This window comes from Trichocoleus desertorum ATA4-8-CV12 (genome assembly GCA_019358975.1).
In the GTDB taxonomy this organism is placed as follows: Bacteria; Cyanobacteriota; Cyanobacteriia; order FACHB-46; family FACHB-46; genus Trichocoleus; species Trichocoleus desertorum_A.
Map to the genome: position 1 here is coordinate 105,255 of JAHHIL010000005.1, position 16,066 is coordinate 121,320.

20 protein-coding genes and 1 tRNA gene are annotated in these 16,066 nt (G+C 47.3%); 11 read left to right on the plus strand and 10 right to left on the minus strand.

Annotated features, from left to right (window positions below):
• The first annotated feature begins 69 nt into the window (after positions 1–69).
• Both KME12_07235 and KME12_07240 read left to right on the plus strand, forming a co-directional pair.
• Entirely contained in the window at positions 70–765 is a 696-nt protein-coding gene (locus tag KME12_07235) for a hypothetical protein (protein MBW4487567.1), read from the plus strand.
• A 35-nt stretch (positions 766–800) separates the two neighbouring features.
• Positions 801–1,307 (plus strand): pentapeptide repeat-containing protein, encoded by a 507-nt coding sequence (locus KME12_07240; GenBank protein MBW4487568.1) that lies wholly within the window; start codon positions 801–803, stop codon positions 1,305–1,307.
• Here the strand turns inward: KME12_07240 and KME12_07245 are convergent.
• The gene (locus KME12_07245; protein ID MBW4487569.1) at positions 1,293–2,009 is read right to left on the minus strand and encodes a G-D-S-L family lipolytic protein; all 717 of its coding nucleotides are present in this window, start codon (positions 2,007–2,009) and stop codon (positions 1,293–1,295) included. The two genes, KME12_07240 and KME12_07245, sit on opposite strands and share 15 nt — an antisense overlap.
• A 160-nt stretch (positions 2,010–2,169) precedes the next feature.
• Between KME12_07245 and KME12_07250 the strand changes: the two genes are divergently transcribed.
• From KME12_07250 to KME12_07270, 5 genes are all read left to right on the plus strand, one after another.
• Positions 2,170–2,397, plus strand: a complete 228-nt coding sequence (locus KME12_07250) for a DNA-directed RNA polymerase subunit omega (GenBank protein MBW4487570.1) — start codon at positions 2,170–2,172, stop codon at positions 2,395–2,397.
• Positions 2,394–3,014: a hypothetical protein gene (locus KME12_07255; protein ID MBW4487571.1), complete on the plus strand. Its 621-nt coding sequence runs from the start codon at positions 2,394–2,396 to the stop codon at positions 3,012–3,014. The genes KME12_07250 and KME12_07255 overlap by 4 nt, the downstream gene beginning before the upstream one ends.
• A gap of 97 nt (positions 3,015–3,111) precedes the next feature.
• A complete protein-coding gene (locus KME12_07260; protein ID MBW4487572.1) occupies positions 3,112–3,477 on the plus strand; it encodes a DUF1818 family protein in 366 nt (121 codons plus the stop codon).
• Positions 3,478–3,523: 46 nt separating this feature from the next.
• Positions 3,524–3,597 (plus strand) — tRNA-Pro (locus tag KME12_07265).
• 376 nt (positions 3,598–3,973) lie between these two features.
• A complete protein-coding gene (locus KME12_07270; GenBank protein ID MBW4487573.1) occupies positions 3,974–5,518 on the plus strand; it encodes an AAA family ATPase in 1,545 nt (514 codons plus the stop codon).
• Positions 5,519–5,901: 383 nt separating this feature from the next.
• On the opposite strand, the gene KME12_07275 is transcribed toward KME12_07270, so the two are convergent.
• Positions 5,902–6,174 carry a hypothetical protein gene (locus tag KME12_07275; GenBank protein MBW4487574.1) on the minus strand — a complete coding sequence of 91 codons (273 nt, stop codon included), beginning with the start codon at positions 6,172–6,174 and terminating at the stop codon, positions 5,902–5,904.
• 238 nt (positions 6,175–6,412) lie between these two features.
• Here KME12_07275 and KME12_07280 point away from each other — a divergent pair, with 238 nt between their 5' ends.
• Positions 6,413–6,826 (plus strand): response regulator, encoded by a 414-nt coding sequence (locus tag KME12_07280; protein MBW4487575.1) that lies wholly within the window; start codon positions 6,413–6,415, stop codon positions 6,824–6,826.
• Positions 6,827–6,830: 4 nt separating this feature from the next.
• Here KME12_07280 and KME12_07285 read toward each other — a convergent pair whose 3' ends face one another.
• From KME12_07285 to KME12_07305, 5 genes are all read right to left on the minus strand, one after another.
• Positions 6,831–7,031, minus strand: coding sequence for a hypothetical protein (locus tag KME12_07285; GenBank protein MBW4487576.1), 201 nt, complete (start codon positions 7,029–7,031; stop codon positions 6,831–6,833).
• 278 nt (positions 7,032–7,309) lie between these two features.
• Positions 7,310–7,849, minus strand: coding sequence for a DNA starvation/stationary phase protection protein (locus KME12_07290; GenBank protein ID MBW4487577.1), 540 nt, complete (start codon positions 7,847–7,849; stop codon positions 7,310–7,312).
• A 140-nt stretch (positions 7,850–7,989) separates the two neighbouring features.
• Positions 7,990–8,691 carry a helix-turn-helix domain-containing protein gene (locus KME12_07295; protein ID MBW4487578.1) on the minus strand — a complete coding sequence of 234 codons (702 nt, stop codon included), beginning with the start codon at positions 8,689–8,691 and terminating at the stop codon, positions 7,990–7,992.
• A 102-nt stretch (positions 8,692–8,793) separates the two neighbouring features.
• Positions 8,794–9,285: a DNA starvation/stationary phase protection protein gene (locus KME12_07300; protein MBW4487579.1), complete on the minus strand. Its 492-nt coding sequence runs from the start codon at positions 9,283–9,285 to the stop codon at positions 8,794–8,796.
• 139 nt (positions 9,286–9,424) lie between these two features.
• On the minus strand, positions 9,425–9,688 hold the full coding sequence (locus KME12_07305; GenBank protein ID MBW4487580.1) for a ParB N-terminal domain-containing protein: 264 nt from the start codon (positions 9,686–9,688) through the stop codon (positions 9,425–9,427).
• Positions 9,689–9,940: 252 nt separating this feature from the next.
• Between KME12_07305 and KME12_07310 the strand changes: the two genes are divergently transcribed.
• On the plus strand, positions 9,941–11,581 hold the full coding sequence (locus KME12_07310) for a SpoIID/LytB domain-containing protein (GenBank protein ID MBW4487581.1): 1,641 nt from the start codon (positions 9,941–9,943) through the stop codon (positions 11,579–11,581).
• Between the two features lie 52 nt (positions 11,582–11,633).
• On the opposite strand, the gene KME12_07315 is transcribed toward KME12_07310, so the two are convergent.
• Positions 11,634–11,933 (minus strand): 2Fe-2S iron-sulfur cluster binding domain-containing protein, encoded by a 300-nt coding sequence (locus KME12_07315; GenBank protein MBW4487582.1) that lies wholly within the window; start codon positions 11,931–11,933, stop codon positions 11,634–11,636.
• Between the two features lie 483 nt (positions 11,934–12,416).
• On the opposite strand from KME12_07315, the gene KME12_07320 reads away from it, so the two are divergent.
• Positions 12,417–13,436, plus strand: coding sequence for a Gfo/Idh/MocA family oxidoreductase (locus KME12_07320; protein MBW4487583.1), 1,020 nt, complete (start codon positions 12,417–12,419; stop codon positions 13,434–13,436).
• A 24-nt stretch (positions 13,437–13,460) separates the two neighbouring features.
• Here KME12_07320 and KME12_07325 read toward each other — a convergent pair whose 3' ends face one another.
• Positions 13,461–14,450, minus strand: coding sequence for a glycosyltransferase family 2 protein (locus KME12_07325; GenBank protein ID MBW4487584.1), 990 nt, complete (start codon positions 14,448–14,450; stop codon positions 13,461–13,463).
• Between the two features lie 416 nt (positions 14,451–14,866).
• Positions 14,867–15,211, minus strand: a complete 345-nt coding sequence (locus KME12_07330; GenBank protein ID MBW4487585.1) for an NAD(P)H-quinone oxidoreductase subunit M — start codon at positions 15,209–15,211, stop codon at positions 14,867–14,869.
• Positions 15,212–15,261: 50 nt separating this feature from the next.
• Between KME12_07330 and KME12_07335 the strand changes: the two genes are divergently transcribed.
• On the plus strand, positions 15,262–16,002 hold the full coding sequence (locus KME12_07335; protein MBW4487586.1) for a histidine phosphatase family protein: 741 nt from the start codon (positions 15,262–15,264) through the stop codon (positions 16,000–16,002).
• Positions 16,003–16,066: the final 64 nt, after the last annotated feature.

Genomic DNA, 16,066 nt, shown 5'->3' on the forward strand with positions numbered 1-16,066 from the left:
AAAAAGCTGGCTTAGAATAAACCTAAGTCAGCTTGGTAAGCCCATCTAAAAGTCCCGCCAGAGGCGCTGATGTCTCCTAGACGTACCCTAATTTGCACGGTTACTGCGCTCACGTCAGGTGTTTTTGGGGCGTACCTGGGAGGACAGCTTGGCGTTTCTGCCCAAAATCGGGCCTGTGAAGCTCGCTTTTTGGGGCCTAAATTGGTTTGCAAAGTTGCTACTGCTCCCGGAGCTATGTGGAAAGGAAGTTTCACGGGGCTAGGAACTGGAGCTATTTTAGGAGCTTTCTTAGCGGGTGTGGCAACCCGTAAAACCGCAAAAACTATTTCTTCAACTACGCCTTTCCCAGACAAAAAGCCTGTAAAAGCAGCAGCAAAAGCAGCACCTCCTCCACCTGCGATCGCTTCCCCAGAGCCAGCAATCACAGCAGTTCCTGCCGCCTTAACTTCACTCCAAGCAGAAGTTTTGTATTGTCTATTGGCGCTTCTGACGGCCAAGCAACTTAGTTCTGAGACGATGGGTGATGAGTCACAGTCAATCACTACCCCCGTTGCATCGTCCAGCTTACCGGAGTTGCGAACTTGGGCGGAGGCAATGGCGCGATCCCAATCAGACACCTATGACGTGACCCAGTTTCCAGACTTACAATTTGTGACTGTAGATGAAGCGCGTCAGCTATTAATTGAAGCTGGTTTTTCGGTTCAGGCCGTAGACCAAGCTTGGCAACTGATACAAGCAGCAGGCCCAACGCCTCCGCTAACCTAGATAAATGTGCAGGAGGTTTATTCTCTGTGAAAACAATTCAACCTATTTTGCGGCGCTGCTTAGGAATTATTTTGCTGCTGAGCTTGGCGTGGTTGTGGATTATTCTGTCGGCTACTCCAGCTTGGGCACAGATAGATACGGTGAACTATAACAACGCCAACTTAAACAACCAAGACTTTTCCCATGCCAACTTGGTCGGAAAAACGTTTGTCGCTGCCGAAATGCGAGAGAGCAATTTTCAGGGGGCGGATTTGACCAACGCGATCTTAACGAAAGGTGTCTTCCTCAATGCCAACTTAAGGGGAGTTAACTTCACTGGAGCCTTGGTCGATCGCGTCTTTTTACAAGGGGCAGATCTTTCCAATGCGATTTTCCAGGAAGCCATCATGACCCGCACCAGCTTTGAGGGTGCGACTGTTACTGGGGCAGACTTCACCGATGCTGTGCTCGATCGCTACGAGATTGCTCAGCTTTGCAAACGAGCTGAAGGAGTTAATCCAGTCACAGAAGTAGCGACGCGCGATAGTTTAGGCTGTCGTTAGCGTTTGTCCTGCCCACTGAGCCATTGCGGGCCAACTTAAGACATCCTCTAGCAGTGACTGATATCCCGCTACATTGGGGTGAAGGCCATCGTCACAGAGGCGCGATCGCCACCAGTCTTCACCCCGCTCTATCCAATTTTGGAATACATCTAGATAAGGGATTTGCCGCTCTGCACAGGCTAATTGCGTGCATTCTTGGTAGCGTACCTGTTCCGAGTGACTGTAATAGAAGCAATCTAGAAACGGCATTTTGGCTTCGTCCACTGGCACCATACCCACAAACAAGACTGGGCATAGTTGCTTAGCTTGGTCCAGTAAACCGTTCATTTCAGTTTGAAACAGCTCAAAGTCGGTAAAGTTGCGTCCGGTCGGTCGGCCTAGGCGAGCTGAATCATTTACACCAACCGAGAGCACAATTAGGTCTGGTACTCGGTTTCTTAGCTCTCCGCGATACCGAAACTCGCTTTCTAGACGTTGTGCTACCTGTTGGACTCCGTCTCCCCGCACGCCTAAGTTGTAAAGGACATGGCCAGGGCTGTCCGGAAGCATCCAACTGCGACGGAGCCGATCTACCCAGCCACCCCCGACTGGATCGCCAAATCCGTACACAATGCTGTCACCTAGGGCGACGATCTTTTGAGGGTGATGCTTGAAGACAAGCCCGCGTTGTTGCTGAGAAATAGGAGATTCAAGGGTTCGCATGCGATCGCCTGAACGCTGAATCGGACTTTATCATTCAAACAAAAACTTTGCAAATCTTGATGCACCTATAGAAGCAGACATAAAGGCAACTTTGACCGATCAAACAGCGTCTTGGAGACTCCTGATAGACTAGAGATTGCTCTCCCAAGTTAGAAATTCTATGCACAAGCGTTCTGTGTTCGATACCACCCAAATCATGCGACGGGCTGAAGATTTGATTGGTGCCGCTTCTAATCGTTATCGAATCACGGTTCAAGTTGCCAACCGGGCGAAGCGTCGTCGGTTTGAAGATTTTGACAGCATTGATGACCCCAAGATGAAACCTGTGTTGCGGGCGATCATGGAAATGTCGGATGAGCTAACTCAACCAGAAATTATCGGCGAGTGAAAAGACGAAATCGAGTTCTAAAGTTTATTGCGACTGTTCTTAGCGTGGCGGGTTTGACTGCGATCGCGGCTGTCATGACTTTGGGCAACCCTAGCTTATTCCATCCCACTCCTGCTTTCTCGCAAAGCTTGGTGAGACTGGAGGATGTTGGGCCGCAAGTCTACCAGCAGGTTCCCAACTTACCCCGTGAAAACCAGTACGTCAGTACAGAAACGGGGAAAATAGACCCTAACAACACATTAGTGCGGCGAATGATTCGCTATCACGTCTATGTGAAAGGGCGACCACCGGGATACCGCCTCGACTGGAAGCTGACCTTAGCGGATTACTTGGGTGTGAATAGCCTGATGCAGGAATCCCGGTATCCAGGGTATGACAGCCTAAAAACGAATCCTCTAGAGGGCGATCGCACTGCTATTGGTCGGCTGAATCGATCCCAACGCGATACTTTAGCCCAAGCTTTGGCTAATGCGTTTAGCCCTCGGACAGGCCAGACGACTCCTACTCAAGCGCCGCCAAGTAATCGGGTGCCATCGAGGGCGGTTCAGCCACCCGCAACAGCACCACCTCGGCTACTTCAACCCAAGCCAGGGGATGCCCGCTTGCTCTTGCCCTAAGAGTTTGGTTCAACTTAGTTTGAGGGATAGTTGAGTGACGCTTAGATCTTGGTTCACTCAGCTATCCCTATTTTTTTGTGAATGTTAAAGCGACGAGATGGAACGATTAGTCAAGAGTGGGTCTGGCTGGCGGCTGGGCTGGGACCCTAACGCCCTAGAATTTCAGGGTTTAGTGGGTGGCGAAGACTGGGCGATCGAGCTGACGGAGGCGGAATTAAACGATCTTTGCCGACTCAGTGAACAGCTGGCTGGCACGATGCAGCACATGGCAACTGAGCTAATGGATGAAGAAAAGATCAGTTGTGAGGCGGAAAGTGATCTCCTCTGGCTAGAAACAGAAGGCTATCCCCATGCCTACAGCTTGCGCTTTATTTTGCAATCTGGGCGACGGGGAGAGGGCAGTTGGCCTGCTTCAGCGGTGCCCGATCTTCTGCAAGCCCTTCAGGTACTAAAGGTTTTCTAATTTTTTGTGCTGAATTGGAGAGTTATGCTATGCTTGTAAAGCACGACGGGGCGTAGCGCAGCTTGGTAGCGCACTACTTTGGGGTAGTAGGGGTCGTGGGTTCGAATCCCGCCGCTCCGATCGTATAAGACCTGCTCATTTAATTGGGCAGGTTTTGTTGTTTTAAACAGAAATTTTTACACCGAACTGAGCGATCGCCAGCTCACAACCCCAAAGTCTGCAACTAGTGGGTTGTTTTTTGGGAGGGAGCGATCGCCTTTTGGCTATCTTCTTTGACACGAGCAATAGATAAGACTGAGGTCTTGGTAAGTTAATAGTAAAGGTGAAGCGTATCCCTTAATCTACCTGAACAGCATAATATATGAAAGATTTTTATACATTTGTTCGACTTGAGGTGGTAAATAGAAAAAGAGACACTTAAATTAGCTAAACTAACCTGATTTTCGAAAGCAAAAAATGTAGTCTTAGTTCCACTTCTGTAAATAGAGAGAATTGCATGCGTATTTCTGAAATAAAGTTAAAAAATTTTAGAAGTTTTGTTGACGCAAATATCAATTTATCCAAAGGAATCAATCTAATTATTGGACCTAATAACTCAGGAAAGTCAACACTACTAAAGTCTGTGTCGTGGGTTCAGCAGGGTTTTCAAGTATTTACTAGCGATTTGCGTATTTTTCAAGATAATGGCTTCATTGAATTACGATTTGACAATCCCAAGAAATATTTTGGCAAAAAAGCTGAGTTAAGAAAAACACTTAAAGTCTACCTATTTTTGAATGGAATAATTAAGCTGGAAAATTCTGATGTTAGTTTAGTAGGAGATCAGTCAGGCGGCGGAGTTCAAACTACGAATGCCTATACTTATGGTATTTCAAATTCTGAGCCAAAAAACTTTATATACCCTTATTTATCAAAGAGAAAAGTGACCGCTTATGGAGAGCAAGTCAATTTAGATCACATTAATCTTGTGTCAGGAAACTTTTATAACCTGTATGCAAAAATTGATCGCCTATCCAACCCTGACATACCAGCAAATAAACAATATGTTAAAGCATGCGAAGAAATAATAGGATTTCGAATAACAGCAGTAAATTCAGTAGGTGGAAAAAAGGCAGCTTATACTGTTAGCGATTTTGAGAGCATACCATTAGAAGTAATGGGAGAAGGTATTGCTAACTTAGTGGGCCTTATTGTGGATTTGTGTATTGCTGATGATAAGCTTTTTTTGATTGAGGAGCCAGAAAATGATGTTCACCCAAAGGCCCTAAAGAAACTTCTTAATCTTATTACTGAGAAGTCTGAAAATAATCAATTCATAATTACAACTCATTCAAACATTGTTGTGAAGTATTTAGGAGCACAGCCTGAAACTAAACTATTTCAAGTAAAAATGAATTTTGAAAATAGAATTCCCACCTCAAGAGTTGAAGAAGTAGGTAATTCCCGAGAAGCCCGCTCACTCATTCTTGAAGAACTAGGTTACGAGTTTTTTGATTTCGATCTGTGGTCTGCTTGGCTATTTCTTGAAGAAGCCACAGCAGAAAAAATTATTAGAGACTATTTAATCCCTTGGTTTGCTCCTAAATTACAAGGTAAGCTTAGAACATTTTCAGCTCGCTCGTTAAGCGAGGTCAAAGATAAGTTTGAGGCTTTTAATAGACTATTTGTATTTTTGCATCTTCAGCCCATCTACAAAAATTTAGTTTGGGTCATCATTGATGGAGGTAGCAAAGAGAAGGAAGTGATTGAGGATCTAAAGAATCAATATGTCTCTAGTGGATGGCAGGAAGATCACTTCTTACAATTTCAGCAACATGATTTTGAACTGTACTATCCTCAGGAATTTCAACCAAAGGTGGGCCAAGTTTTTCAATCGGACAAAAAACCTCAGCGAAGCCTTAAAAAAAATCTCTTTGATGAAGTAGAAACTTGGATTAACGAGAATCCTGAAGCAGCTAAAACTGCCTTTGTGACATCAGCAGCAGAAGTTATTTCGATTCTGAAACAAATAGAAGTTAACTTAGCTTCACCTCAGCAGTAGCTTTTGTGTGCTGTCAGCAATAGCAATGACGAGGGACAATAGGAAGACGATCGCCCTACTGAGGTGAAGAAACAACGCTCTTAGGGGTCAAGTCGCAGTCAACCTCCCTATACAAAACCTGCTCTCGACCATCTGCAAGAGCGCGAAAGCATCAAACTTCACCCGCCGCATGAACTCGGTAACGATGCAGCCCATAAGCTGCAAATGGTGAGAGTAAAATACAGTTCTACTGCCTAGAGCGATCATCACCAAAACCCGTTTCCACTGAATCGTCATGAGCCTGCCTTCATCTCCGCGCTCAGGTTCCCGGATTCCGTCAGCAAATGGCAACGAAGGGTAATAGGGGAGCGATTCGCACGGGTTCAATTTGTGCACGCCCAGTTTTATAGTCTCTTGTTTCCTCGCCATCTCGCTTTGACTTCACGGACAGCAACCGCTGCAAGGACACCCACCACAGCCACTATAGAGCCAGCAAAAAGTTGAGCGATCGGCCACATTGATGCTCCACCTCCTTGGTAGGGGACGAAATACTCGTTGTAGAGTAGCCACGCCAGCAGCCCAAACCAAGGAATTGCACCTCCTAGAATAACGGAACGATACCCCTGGAAAATCCAGCCGCAAATGCCTCCGGTGAGCGCAGCTAAAGAGATCAGCATTAACCACATGAATGAAATATACCCTTAAGATTGCATCAAGCCCTTTGGCTATGTTTTCAATGGTGCTCTACGAAAAGAGCGTTTTAGCAAGCGGACATCCTGCAGCCTGGTATTGGAAAGCCGCTATTCAGCGATTTCGCTAACTATAGTTCCGCCAGTTTAGTGAGTACAGTAGAGAAAACTGAGCGCACAATAAAGGGAGTCTGTAACTTCACACAAACTTGATATAGAGAGCCTGATGCCAATCACTAAGCTTTGCAATTCAACAACGGTTAAAAAGCGAATTTTGATCGTTGAGGACAATGAGCTTCATCGCCTAATCACTCATGATTGCTTAGAAGCCGAGGGTTACACCGTTCTCAGCCTGCCTGATGGACTCAACTTCTTTCCATCTGTAGCCAAGTTTCAGCCTGACTTGCTCTTACTCGACCTCAAGTTGCCCTGTATTGATGGTTTTACACTGTTACAGCAGTTGAAAGCATCTCCTTGGGCTGCTATTCCAGTCATCATCGCTTCTGCCTATGCCTTCCAGAGCGAGAAGCGAAAGGCGATCGATTTAGGAGCTAGTTCTTATCTCACAAAACCGATCGCTCTTGAGAATTTGGTAAAAACAATTGAAGCTCAGCTAGAAGCTATCTGCTCAATTCTATGACCCATTATGGTTCCTCTTGCTCCTCAATGAATGATTCAACAATTTCATTGATTTTGCTGTAATTTACAGGAATTTTATCTGCTAAGTCGCTAAATTTAGTTGCCAGTTCACTAAAACTTCTAGATAGACTCACTAAAGTTTGCAGATCATTGCCCAAGCCATTTTGAGCTGCTAAATAAGCCTCTCTAAATTCTTCCGGTGTCATAGGGATTAGGTCTCTTCAAGCCAGAAATGGAATATTTGCGCTTAACTATCCAATTCTGTACTCGCAGACCCCTAAACTCCCCTAGCCAAATGACTCAACCTCTATCAGCGATTCCGCCTAACCATTCAATCCTACTAATTACCTTTACAGAAACAAGTCAAAAAAAGCCTTTTGCGATCGCTTCATTTCACAAAAGCTAATTTTACCCAAACAACCAAATAAAAAGAGGTGGAAATTAGATTCCACCTCCTACGCCCTACAAAATTAATCTAGTGAATCTAGCCAGCAGCTACAGTTAGCTTGGGTTCCGCGCTAGTCTGACCATCGGGTTGGATGGATTGTCCTTCAATAAAGGAACGTAGCATCCAGGCCATTTCTTCGTGTTGTTCCATCAAGCCTGTGAGGAAGTCAGCCGTTCCTTGATCATGGAAGTTGTCGCCGCACTGATCCACATGGTCACGCAGATTACGAATCACCTGCTCGTGGTCACCGACTAAGTTAAAGACCATTTGTTCCGCTGTGGGAATATCACCACCATGCTCTTGAATAGATGCATTTTCCAAAAAGCCTTGAGCAGTTCCGACAGGGTAGCCACCTAGCATGCGGACTCGCTCAGCGATCATATCAATACTTTCAGTTAGAGCTTGGTAATGCTCTTCCCACATCTGGTGTAGAGAGCGGAATTGAGGACCAACGACATCCCAGTGGTACTTCTTAGTTTTGATCAAAAGTAAATAAGCATCAGACAAATCGCGATTAAGCAAGCCAACCACGCCCTGACGCTGTTCTTCAGTCAAACCAATATTTAACTTACGCATTTTTATTGTTCTCCACGCTTTAGCTCTCCTTACTACTGCAACAAATCCACACAATTGCAGCATCAGTCGAATGAGAGATTATGCAAGAGATACAGGTTCTGAATCTTGGCGGATGCTAAAACGTTAGGTTTTAAGCTGGCTCAGGGCTTTCTGAGCACTACGGGACTTACTTTAGCTCGATAGAGTAGCTTTTCTCCTTGGCAGTAGCCTGTATAGCGCACTCGCACAAGCTCACCAGGCTGAGCAGTTCCTTCCATCAGTTGATGCTGGGTTGGGTCGTAAGGTAGTTCTTTTCCAACTTCCGCGATCGCTTCTACACCCCATTCCTGCAACAGGTTTTTAATAGGTTGAAGTAAAGGCAGAAGTTTCAGAGCTGGAGCTTGCGGGTTCTGTTGGGCCGCATAAGCCGCTGTGGGCCATTGCAACAGCCAAGATTCGATCGCTTGCAACGTAGCTTGTTGAAACTCTTGCCAAAGCACCTCTCGTTGTTGAGCTAGCTGAGCTTGCGATCGCTCGTATTCCAACTTTACAGCTGCTAAGTCAGTGGCTAAAGCCGCTTGACCCCCGCTAGCTTGATCCCTACTAGGCAGAGTAGAGGGTAGCTCTAGCTTTAGAGACTGAGAGAAAGTGCTGATCAGTTCAGGTAACGAAATTTGTAAAGCATGGCTCAGCTTGATCAAAGCTTCTGCTCGCATCTGAGCCGCTTGGCCTTGCCGCAGTTGCCTCACCTGCCACTCTGACACGCTAGCTTTTTGGCTGAGGGCTTTAAAGCTGGAAACACCCACCTGTTGCATAAGCTGTCGCAACTGATGGGTGTAGTCTGGAGCGTTTGATTGGATCATCCTACTTACAGTTCAACGGGTAGCTATGAAGTAATACCATCTCATGTTCTACCCGTTAGTGAGCCCAAAGTTAATCCAGCCTGAACTGATGAATTCGAGATCTTACTGATCCAGTAGGCTTCTCAACATCCAAGCGGTTTTTTCATGAATTTGCATCCGCTGGGTTAGCAGGTCAGCAGTGGGTTCATCATTGACCCGCTCCGTGACCGGGAAGACAGAACGAGCAGTTCGAGCCACAGATTCTTGACCTGCTACCAGAAGACGAATCATTTCATCAGCCGAGGGGACACCAGGGGTTTCCTCAATGGAACTAAGGCGAGCAAAATCGCTGTAGGTGCCAGGAGCAGGAAATCCTAAGGCCCGAATCCGCTCCGCAATCAGATCTACGGCCAGAGCCAATTCGGTGTACTGAGTCTCGAACATGAGGTGGAGAGTCTGGAACATTGGACCCGTTACGTTCCAGTGGAAGTTATGAGTTTTGAGGTAAAGCGTGTAGGTGTCTGCGAGCAGACGGGAAAGTCCATCCACAATCTCCTTGCGATCGGCTTCATCAATACCGATATTAATGGCGATACCTTTAGATTGGGCTTGCATAATATCTCCGTAATTAACTAAAGGATTTTGTTAGCTCACTGTCCAGCTTGCTTCTAGATTATGGCAGGGCAGGTGGATAGTTACAGCCAAGCGTCAGGGTAAACCCAAAAGGCAGTTTACCAAGTTGCTGCGGTTTGCCTTATGCCAGGTGCATCCGCAAAACCGATCGCGGAGCCCGACGCACATTGCAGCGAATCGTTTCATGACCTAAGAGACTACAAGCCTCGAAGCGGTGGCAACCAGAGAACCCGTAGTACTCGCCCTCAACTTCCAAGACATCAATCGGTTCTCTCAAGCCCTCTGCTTGAATAGAGGTCATCAGAGCTGCAACTTTGGCTTGGTCGTTTTGGCGGAATAAGGGACGACGAATTTTTTGGATGGGGATATCTTCAACTCTTGACATCGGATGTTGCCGAGCGATGTGTTGCTTATATTCTAAATCATACTCATTATGACTATGAGTTGCAATATTTTTTATGATTCACTAATGATTTTTGCGGATCTTTTCCCCTGTTTTTTTCGTCGAACTGGCGTATTCTGTCAAAGAAGTCTTCTTGCAATGCAGCGACCTGTGAGTCAAACGCTTCAGCCGATTGATTACCCCAAATCTAAAAACTTGAAGATTCAAAACCACCAATTGCCTCTCCCTTGGCTAATGCGGTTATCGGGTCTGATGATCGCCGTTGGCTTGGCTAGTTTAGGCACCTCCGTGAGGGTGTCGGCAGCGCCAGCTGAACCAGAGCTACAAATTGGCGTAGTGCAACGATTTGGCACCAAACCTACCGATGAGCTAACGCTCCAAGCTCCAGCAGGCGATCGCCTCACGCTAACCTTTGAAACCGGAGGGAAGCGCCAAAGTCTCAGCACTAGCAAGATGAAAGTTGATGTGGTGATGCAACCTTTGCCAGAGCCACAAGTCAGCGAACGAGTCGTTTTGAGCACCCACCGCAGCTTTGAGAGTGCGGAAGACAGTGCTGAAAAGTGGCGATCGCAAGGCATTGAGGTTGAGGTGGCTCAACCAGAGCGTTGGCAAGTTTGGGCCAAGCGGGATGTGTACAGCTCACCGTTGCTGCGGCGCTTACTCCTGCAAAGCCTACAAGATCAAGGCAATAACACTGCCTACGTTGATTCACAAGTGCTGGCTCAGGTGCCGAAAGCTTCATTCGTGGTGGATGGCTACCGTTACACCCGGGATCAGTTGCAAGTCGCTAGTAGTAGCAGCTTGGTGCAGGTGACTCAAGGCAGCAAAGCCAAAGACAAGACCGCCGAACAAATTGCCAAAGAGAACCAAACGAGCCGTCTATATGCGGGGACGGTGCGCCTGCAACCCAACTCTTACGGCACTTATACACTCGTCAATCAAGTCCCGATCGAAACTTACCTGCGGGGAGTTGTGCCGCATGAAATTGGTGCAGAAGCTCCCCAGCCTGCGGTTGAGGCTCAAGCGATTTTGGCTCGTACCTATGTTTTGCGTAATCTGCGCCGCTTTGCGATCGATGGTTACGAGCTTTGTGCCGATACTCAATGCCAAGTCTATTGGGGATTGAAGGGAACCATCCCTGAAGCCGATCGCGCGATCGCTGCTACTCGTGGCTTGGTCCTGACCTATCAAAATGAGTTGGTCGATGCTTTGTACTCTTCCACTACAGGTGGCGTGACCGCACCCTTTAATGATGTCTGGAATGGCGCACCTCGGCCTTATTTACGGGCGGTAGTCGATTCAGCCGCTAGTATTTGGGATTTGTCGCGCCGTAGCTTGGCTGATGAGCAAAACCTCCGTGCCTTTATTACGCAGCGTAAAGGCTTCAATGAAGAAGGGTGGGATATGTTCCGCTGGCGCGAGGAGAGTAGCTTAGCTCAGCTCACCCAAGACTTGAAGAAGTATTTGCAGGGCAATAAGCATCCCTTGGCTAACTTCACCGCAATTCAGCAGCTTCAGGTTACCCAGCGATCGCCTGCGGGACGAGTCCAAAAAATGGTGGCCCAGACGGATCGAGGCGCGATCGAATTAGAAAAAGATGACATTCTCAATGCTTTCTATGCCCCCAACAGCACCCTCTTTTACTTAGACCCTATTTATGCGGCGAATAAAGTCTTAAAGGGGTATGCATTTGTGGGTGGTGGGCTAGGTCATGGCGTTGGCATGAGTCAAACTGGGTCTTATCGGCTCGGTCGCCTTGGGTGGACCAGTGGACAAATTTTGAACTTCTATTACCCCGGTACTCAGATTCAGCCGATTAGCCAAGCCTTGACCTTTTGGCGAACTCCCTCTCCTGAGGCAGCACCCAAAAGCTAAAAAATAAGGCAGGTAGCACAATTTGTACTCCTGCCTATTGGAAAGAAAATTTTTAGTACAGTTCTTCTTCTTGGTGGGTCATGATGGTGCAATCAGAGGTGGGGTAAGCCACGCAAGTTAGCACAAAACCAGCTTCAATTTGGTCGTCATCCAAGAAGGACTGATCGCTTTGATCAATGCTGCCGCTGGTGATCTTGCCAGCACAGGTAGAGCAAGCACCAGCACGGCAGGAGTAAGGAAGGTCGATTCCTTGCTCTTCGGCAGCGTCGAGAATGTACTCGTCATCAGGAACTTCAATAGTGGTGTTAAGCCCTTCAGCCTCGTTGATCAAGGTGACCTTAAAAGTTGGCATCAGTAGTCCTCTCTGTTCAATAATCGGCGTGTGAAGTGCATAGAAAGCTAGCGCCAGGTAATTTCCTGAGTAATGGCTTCCTTAATCAGCTTCACTTCTAGATACTACGGGAAAACTCAAAACTTGTAACACCAAATCAGGTCTTGGGTTGAATGGGATTCGTAATGAAATTTGGCTATTTGATCTACTTATACTTATGGGACGGTCAAAAGCTTGACTAAATGGACTTTTACTAGTTGCTTCTCGGTCTGTTTATTAGTTTTGCGACCCACAGCTGAGGTGCTATGAGGGTTTGGCAGTTGACAAATAGAATTCTATTTGTCCCAAAATCGAGTAATAAATTAGTAAGAATTATCTGCCTTATTAGAATTCATCAATAAGGCAGATAATTGGGTTCTGAAGAAATCTGCCCACCAGATAAAAATAATTCGGTAATCTATAGGTTCGCGATCTTTTTAATAAAACTGATTCGGGCTTGTATCTGTGACGACTTATTTCTCTAAGGAAACGGCTCCATTCCCACTAAAAGTGGGGTTGGTTGGCACTGGTTATGCGGCGAAGCTACGAGCAGAGGCATTTCAGGCAGATTCGCGATCGCAACTAGTATCAGTTGCAGGCCACGACCTAGAAAGAACAACGACTTTCAGCCAAACTTACCAAGCTGAGGCCCTAGACAATTGGCAAGCTTTACTCGATCGCTCTGAGATTGATTTGGTGGTGATCTGTACTGTGAATCGGGATCACGGGGCGATCGCCCGAGCGGCACTGGAGGCAGGCAAGCATGTTGTGGTTGAGTATCCCTTGGCTTTGGATGTCGCTGAAGCAACCGCATTGATTGCCCTAGCCAAAACCCAAAACAAATTGCTGCACGTCGAACATATTGAGCTACTGGGTGGCTTGCATCAGGCTCTAGTCAAGTCTTTGTTGCAAATCGGCTCGGTCTTTTACGCCCGCTACACCACGATCAACCCTCAACATCCTGCTCCGCAGAAATGGACTTATCAGTCAGAATTGTTTGGCTTTCCCTTTTCTGGAGCGACTTCTCGCATTCATCGCTTGACCGATTTGTTTGGGGAAGTGGCAAGTGTGAGTTGTCAGGCGCGGTATTGGAGCCACCCTGAAACCGCTCAACAGCCTGGATTCTATCAGGCGTGCTTGTGTACAGCCCACTTGAATTTTGCCAGTGGTGTGCTAGCCGAAGTCACCTATGGCAAAGGGGAAACGCTATGGCAATCGGCTCGTACCTTTGAAGTCCAAGGAACTCAAGGAGCTTTAGTTTTTGATGGCGATCGCGGGACTCTCATCCAAGCGGATGGTGAACAGGTCGTTGAGGTGGGTGGACGACGGGGGCTGTTCGCGAAAGATACAGCCAATGTTTTAGATCACTTATATAAAGGCACTCCTTTATATGTGTCCCCAGAAGCCAGCTTGTACGCCTTGAAGGTGGCAGATGCAGCTCGGCGATCGGCAGAAACAGGACAGGTGGTAGCGGTCGGCGGTTAAAGAGCGATCGCCCTACCCAATGTTCTATCGTCGTTCGGCATGACCATTAGAGATTGCTCTAAAGCTAGGAGCCTCAGTTTCTTGGAAGCCTTGCACTTCCGCCAGGGTATAGAGTGGCCTGCCTTTAATTTCTTCGTAGATGCGGCCAATGTATTCGCCCAAGATGCCGATGCTAACCAGTTGTACGGCACCGAGAAAGAAGATTGCCACAATAATGGCAGCGTAGCCAGTTAAAGGTGAACCAGGGGCGAAAAAGCGCCAATAAAGCACCAGAATTGCCATGCAGAGCGCGATCGCTGCTGAAAATAGCCCAATATAAGTGGAGATGCGGAGCGGTACTTTGGAAAAAGAAACTAACCCATTGACTGCTAGCCCCAAGGACTTCTGGAAGGTATATTTCACATCGCCTGCGAAGCGAGGATTGCGCTCAAACAAAATTGCGGTTTGGCGAAACCCTACCCACGATCGCAAGCCTCGAATATAACGATTACGCTCTGGCATCGCATTCAGCACATCAACTACTTGGCGATCGAGCAAACAAAAGTCTCCCGTATCGGTGGGAATTTCGACATCGGCTAGCTGCTTGAGGATGCGGTAAAAAGCATAAGCCGTGAAACGCTTAAACCAACTTTCTCGGTGGCGCTGGGTGCGTTGCGCATAAACAACTTGATAGCCTTGCCGCCATTTTTCCACCATGTCGGGGATCAGTTCTGGCGGGTCTTGCAAATCTGCATCCAGAATCACCACCACTTGACCACGAGCAAAATTTAGCCCTGCTGTCACCGCAATTTGGTGGCCGAAGTTGCGGGCTAAGCTTAGGTAGCAAACTCGCGTATCCCGTTGGTGCAGGTCTCGGAGCATTTCCAGAGAGCGATCGCGACTGCCATCATTAATTAACACCAGTTCCACTGGCCCATCCATGCGGTCCATGATGCTGCTAATGCGGTGGTACAGCTCTGGAATCGTGGCTTCTTCGTTATAAATAGGAACAACAAAAGAATACTGAGGGCGCATGATTTGTCTCTAGCTCGCGGGTACTGGCACGCTGACCTGTTGATGAATATACCCCTAGTTGCTATATCTTCGAGCGATCGCTAGAACTAAGCAGTAAGCCTAAGTGATGCCATTTCTGCGGAACAGCAGAGTCCTAATTCTGTCAATGAGGCTAGGGCGAGTTGAAATAGTTTATGAGCACGGACACTGAAGTTTTAAGGCAGCCATATAACTGCATTCTTGCCAGCTTCATTGGCTTAGCCAGCGTCTGGCTTGTCTTAGCTGGGCCACTATTTATTGACTGGATACGTTGACTAAAATACAGGACCCACCATTAGCTTTAAAAACTGACTAATGATGGGTCCAGAAAAGCCTAGCCTAGCTCTATCAGCTGTCCTTAAAAAGGGCTATTTTTATGCAAGATTGGCGAACAAGCTTTACCCGTTGTCTTGAGCAACCACTTGAGGCAAACCCATGCTGTAGTTAAGCACGCGGCTCTCTAGGTTGTAGCTAATTTCGCCCTTTTGGATCAGCGATCGCACAAAGTGTTCCAAGTCTGAACCAATGCGACGCAGGTTATAGTCAGTTAAATCCGCGCCTTCATTGGCTGCAACTAGCTCATCAAACTTGCGGTATACCTGTTGCAGGGCAGCGTCATTCCATACGAACTCGTTGTCTGGGTCAACATCCAGCGTCAAAACGCCATCAGCAGGGTTCAGTTCGGTGCCTTTTACTTCCGCAGTGAAGATGTGGATGTGGCGAGTTGTAGACTTGAGTAGCATAGGAAATGTTACGGTCTATTGAGTGTATTGAATCATTCTAAACTACGGCCATGAAACTCCTGTTTATTCGCCATGCTCAGTCTGTGGGAAACATAGAGCGGCGCATGCAGGGGCATGGTGAGTTTGAGCTTTCGGTCAATGGCAAGATTCAAGCGGGGAAGCTGGCTCAGCGTTTACTAGAAGAATCTTGGTGGCCTTCCGCAGTTTATAGCAGTCCGTTAAAGCGAGCGGTGCAGACGACAGAAATTTTGATAAATCACTTTGTCACAGCTCCTCTACCTGCCGCTGTTAGTGATCTGATCGATAGTGAAGACGCCTCTCCCGTGGGCGTTTCGACAACAACTCAAAAGCCCCCAACCTTTCAAGTGCATTATGCCGATGAGTTGGCAGAGTTTCAGAATGGGGTTTTTCAAGGTTTGACTTGGATGGAAGCCAAGGCGCGATACCCAGAGTTTTGCCGCACCCTAGAAACCTCGCCCGATTGGATTCAAATTCCCGAAGCCGAATCGTTGCAAGAAGCTCGCGATCGCGCCCATCAGTTCATTCAAAAGTTACTGGGGCAACATCAGGATTCTGACAAAATTTGGATTGTTACGCATAGTTGGATTTTGCAGCATTTGATCGCGGAGTTGATGGGTTGCGATCGCTCTTGGCGCTTACATGCCCGCAATACTGCTTTATTTGAATTTTGGCTCGATCGATCGCGTTGGCACCTACAAGACCAAAACCGTTTTAATACTGATCTCTGGCAAGTGCGCCGCTTTAATGATTGCCGTCATTTAGCCTCTTGAAACCTGGGCAACGAGGCGCTAAAGTCTCTGTCAAGACAGGTTTCTAACTGAGGTTTTTGAACAG

Bases quoted from the DNA above. Each gene is read 5' to 3' on its own strand.
- KME12_07330 (MBW4487585.1), bottom strand. From the start codon at position 15,211: ATGCTACTCAAGTCTACAACTCGCCACATCCACATCTTCACTGCGGAA.
- KME12_07315 (MBW4487582.1), bottom strand. From the start codon at position 11,933: ATGCCAACTTTTAAGGTCACCTTGATCAACGAGGCTGAAGGGCTTAAC.
- KME12_07245 (MBW4487569.1), bottom strand. From the start codon at position 2,009: ATGCGAACCCTTGAATCTCCTATTTCTCAGCAACAACGCGGGCTTGTC.
- KME12_07280 (MBW4487575.1), top strand. From the start codon at position 6,413: ATGCCAATCACTAAGCTTTGCAATTCAACAACGGTTAAAAAGCGAATT.
- KME12_07290 (MBW4487577.1), bottom strand. From the start codon at position 7,849: ATGCGTAAGTTAAATATTGGTTTGACTGAAGAACAGCGTCAGGGCGTG.
- KME12_07310 (MBW4487581.1), top strand. From the start codon at position 9,941: ATGCGGTTATCGGGTCTGATGATCGCCGTTGGCTTGGCTAGTTTAGGC.
- KME12_07295 (MBW4487578.1), bottom strand. From the start codon at position 8,691: ATGATCCAATCAAACGCTCCAGACTACACCCATCAGTTGCGACAGCTT.
- KME12_07335 (MBW4487586.1), top strand. From the start codon at position 15,262: ATGAAACTCCTGTTTATTCGCCATGCTCAGTCTGTGGGAAACATAGAG.
- KME12_07260 (MBW4487572.1), top strand. From the start codon at position 3,112: ATGGAACGATTAGTCAAGAGTGGGTCTGGCTGGCGGCTGGGCTGGGAC.
- KME12_07235 (MBW4487567.1), top strand. From the start codon at position 70: ATGTCTCCTAGACGTACCCTAATTTGCACGGTTACTGCGCTCACGTCA.
- KME12_07250 (MBW4487570.1), top strand. From the start codon at position 2,170: ATGCACAAGCGTTCTGTGTTCGATACCACCCAAATCATGCGACGGGCT.
- KME12_07270 (MBW4487573.1), top strand. From the start codon at position 3,974: ATGCGTATTTCTGAAATAAAGTTAAAAAATTTTAGAAGTTTTGTTGAC.
- KME12_07300 (MBW4487579.1), bottom strand. From the start codon at position 9,285: ATGCAAGCCCAATCTAAAGGTATCGCCATTAATATCGGTATTGATGAA.
- KME12_07275 (MBW4487574.1), bottom strand. From the start codon at position 6,174: ATGCTGATCTCTTTAGCTGCGCTCACCGGAGGCATTTGCGGCTGGATT.
- KME12_07285 (MBW4487576.1), bottom strand. From the start codon at position 7,031: ATGACACCGGAAGAATTTAGAGAGGCTTATTTAGCAGCTCAAAATGGC.
- KME12_07325 (MBW4487584.1), bottom strand. From the start codon at position 14,450: ATGCGCCCTCAGTATTCTTTTGTTGTTCCTATTTATAACGAAGAAGCC.
- KME12_07305 (MBW4487580.1), bottom strand. From the start codon at position 9,688: ATGTCAAGAGTTGAAGATATCCCCATCCAAAAAATTCGTCGTCCCTTA.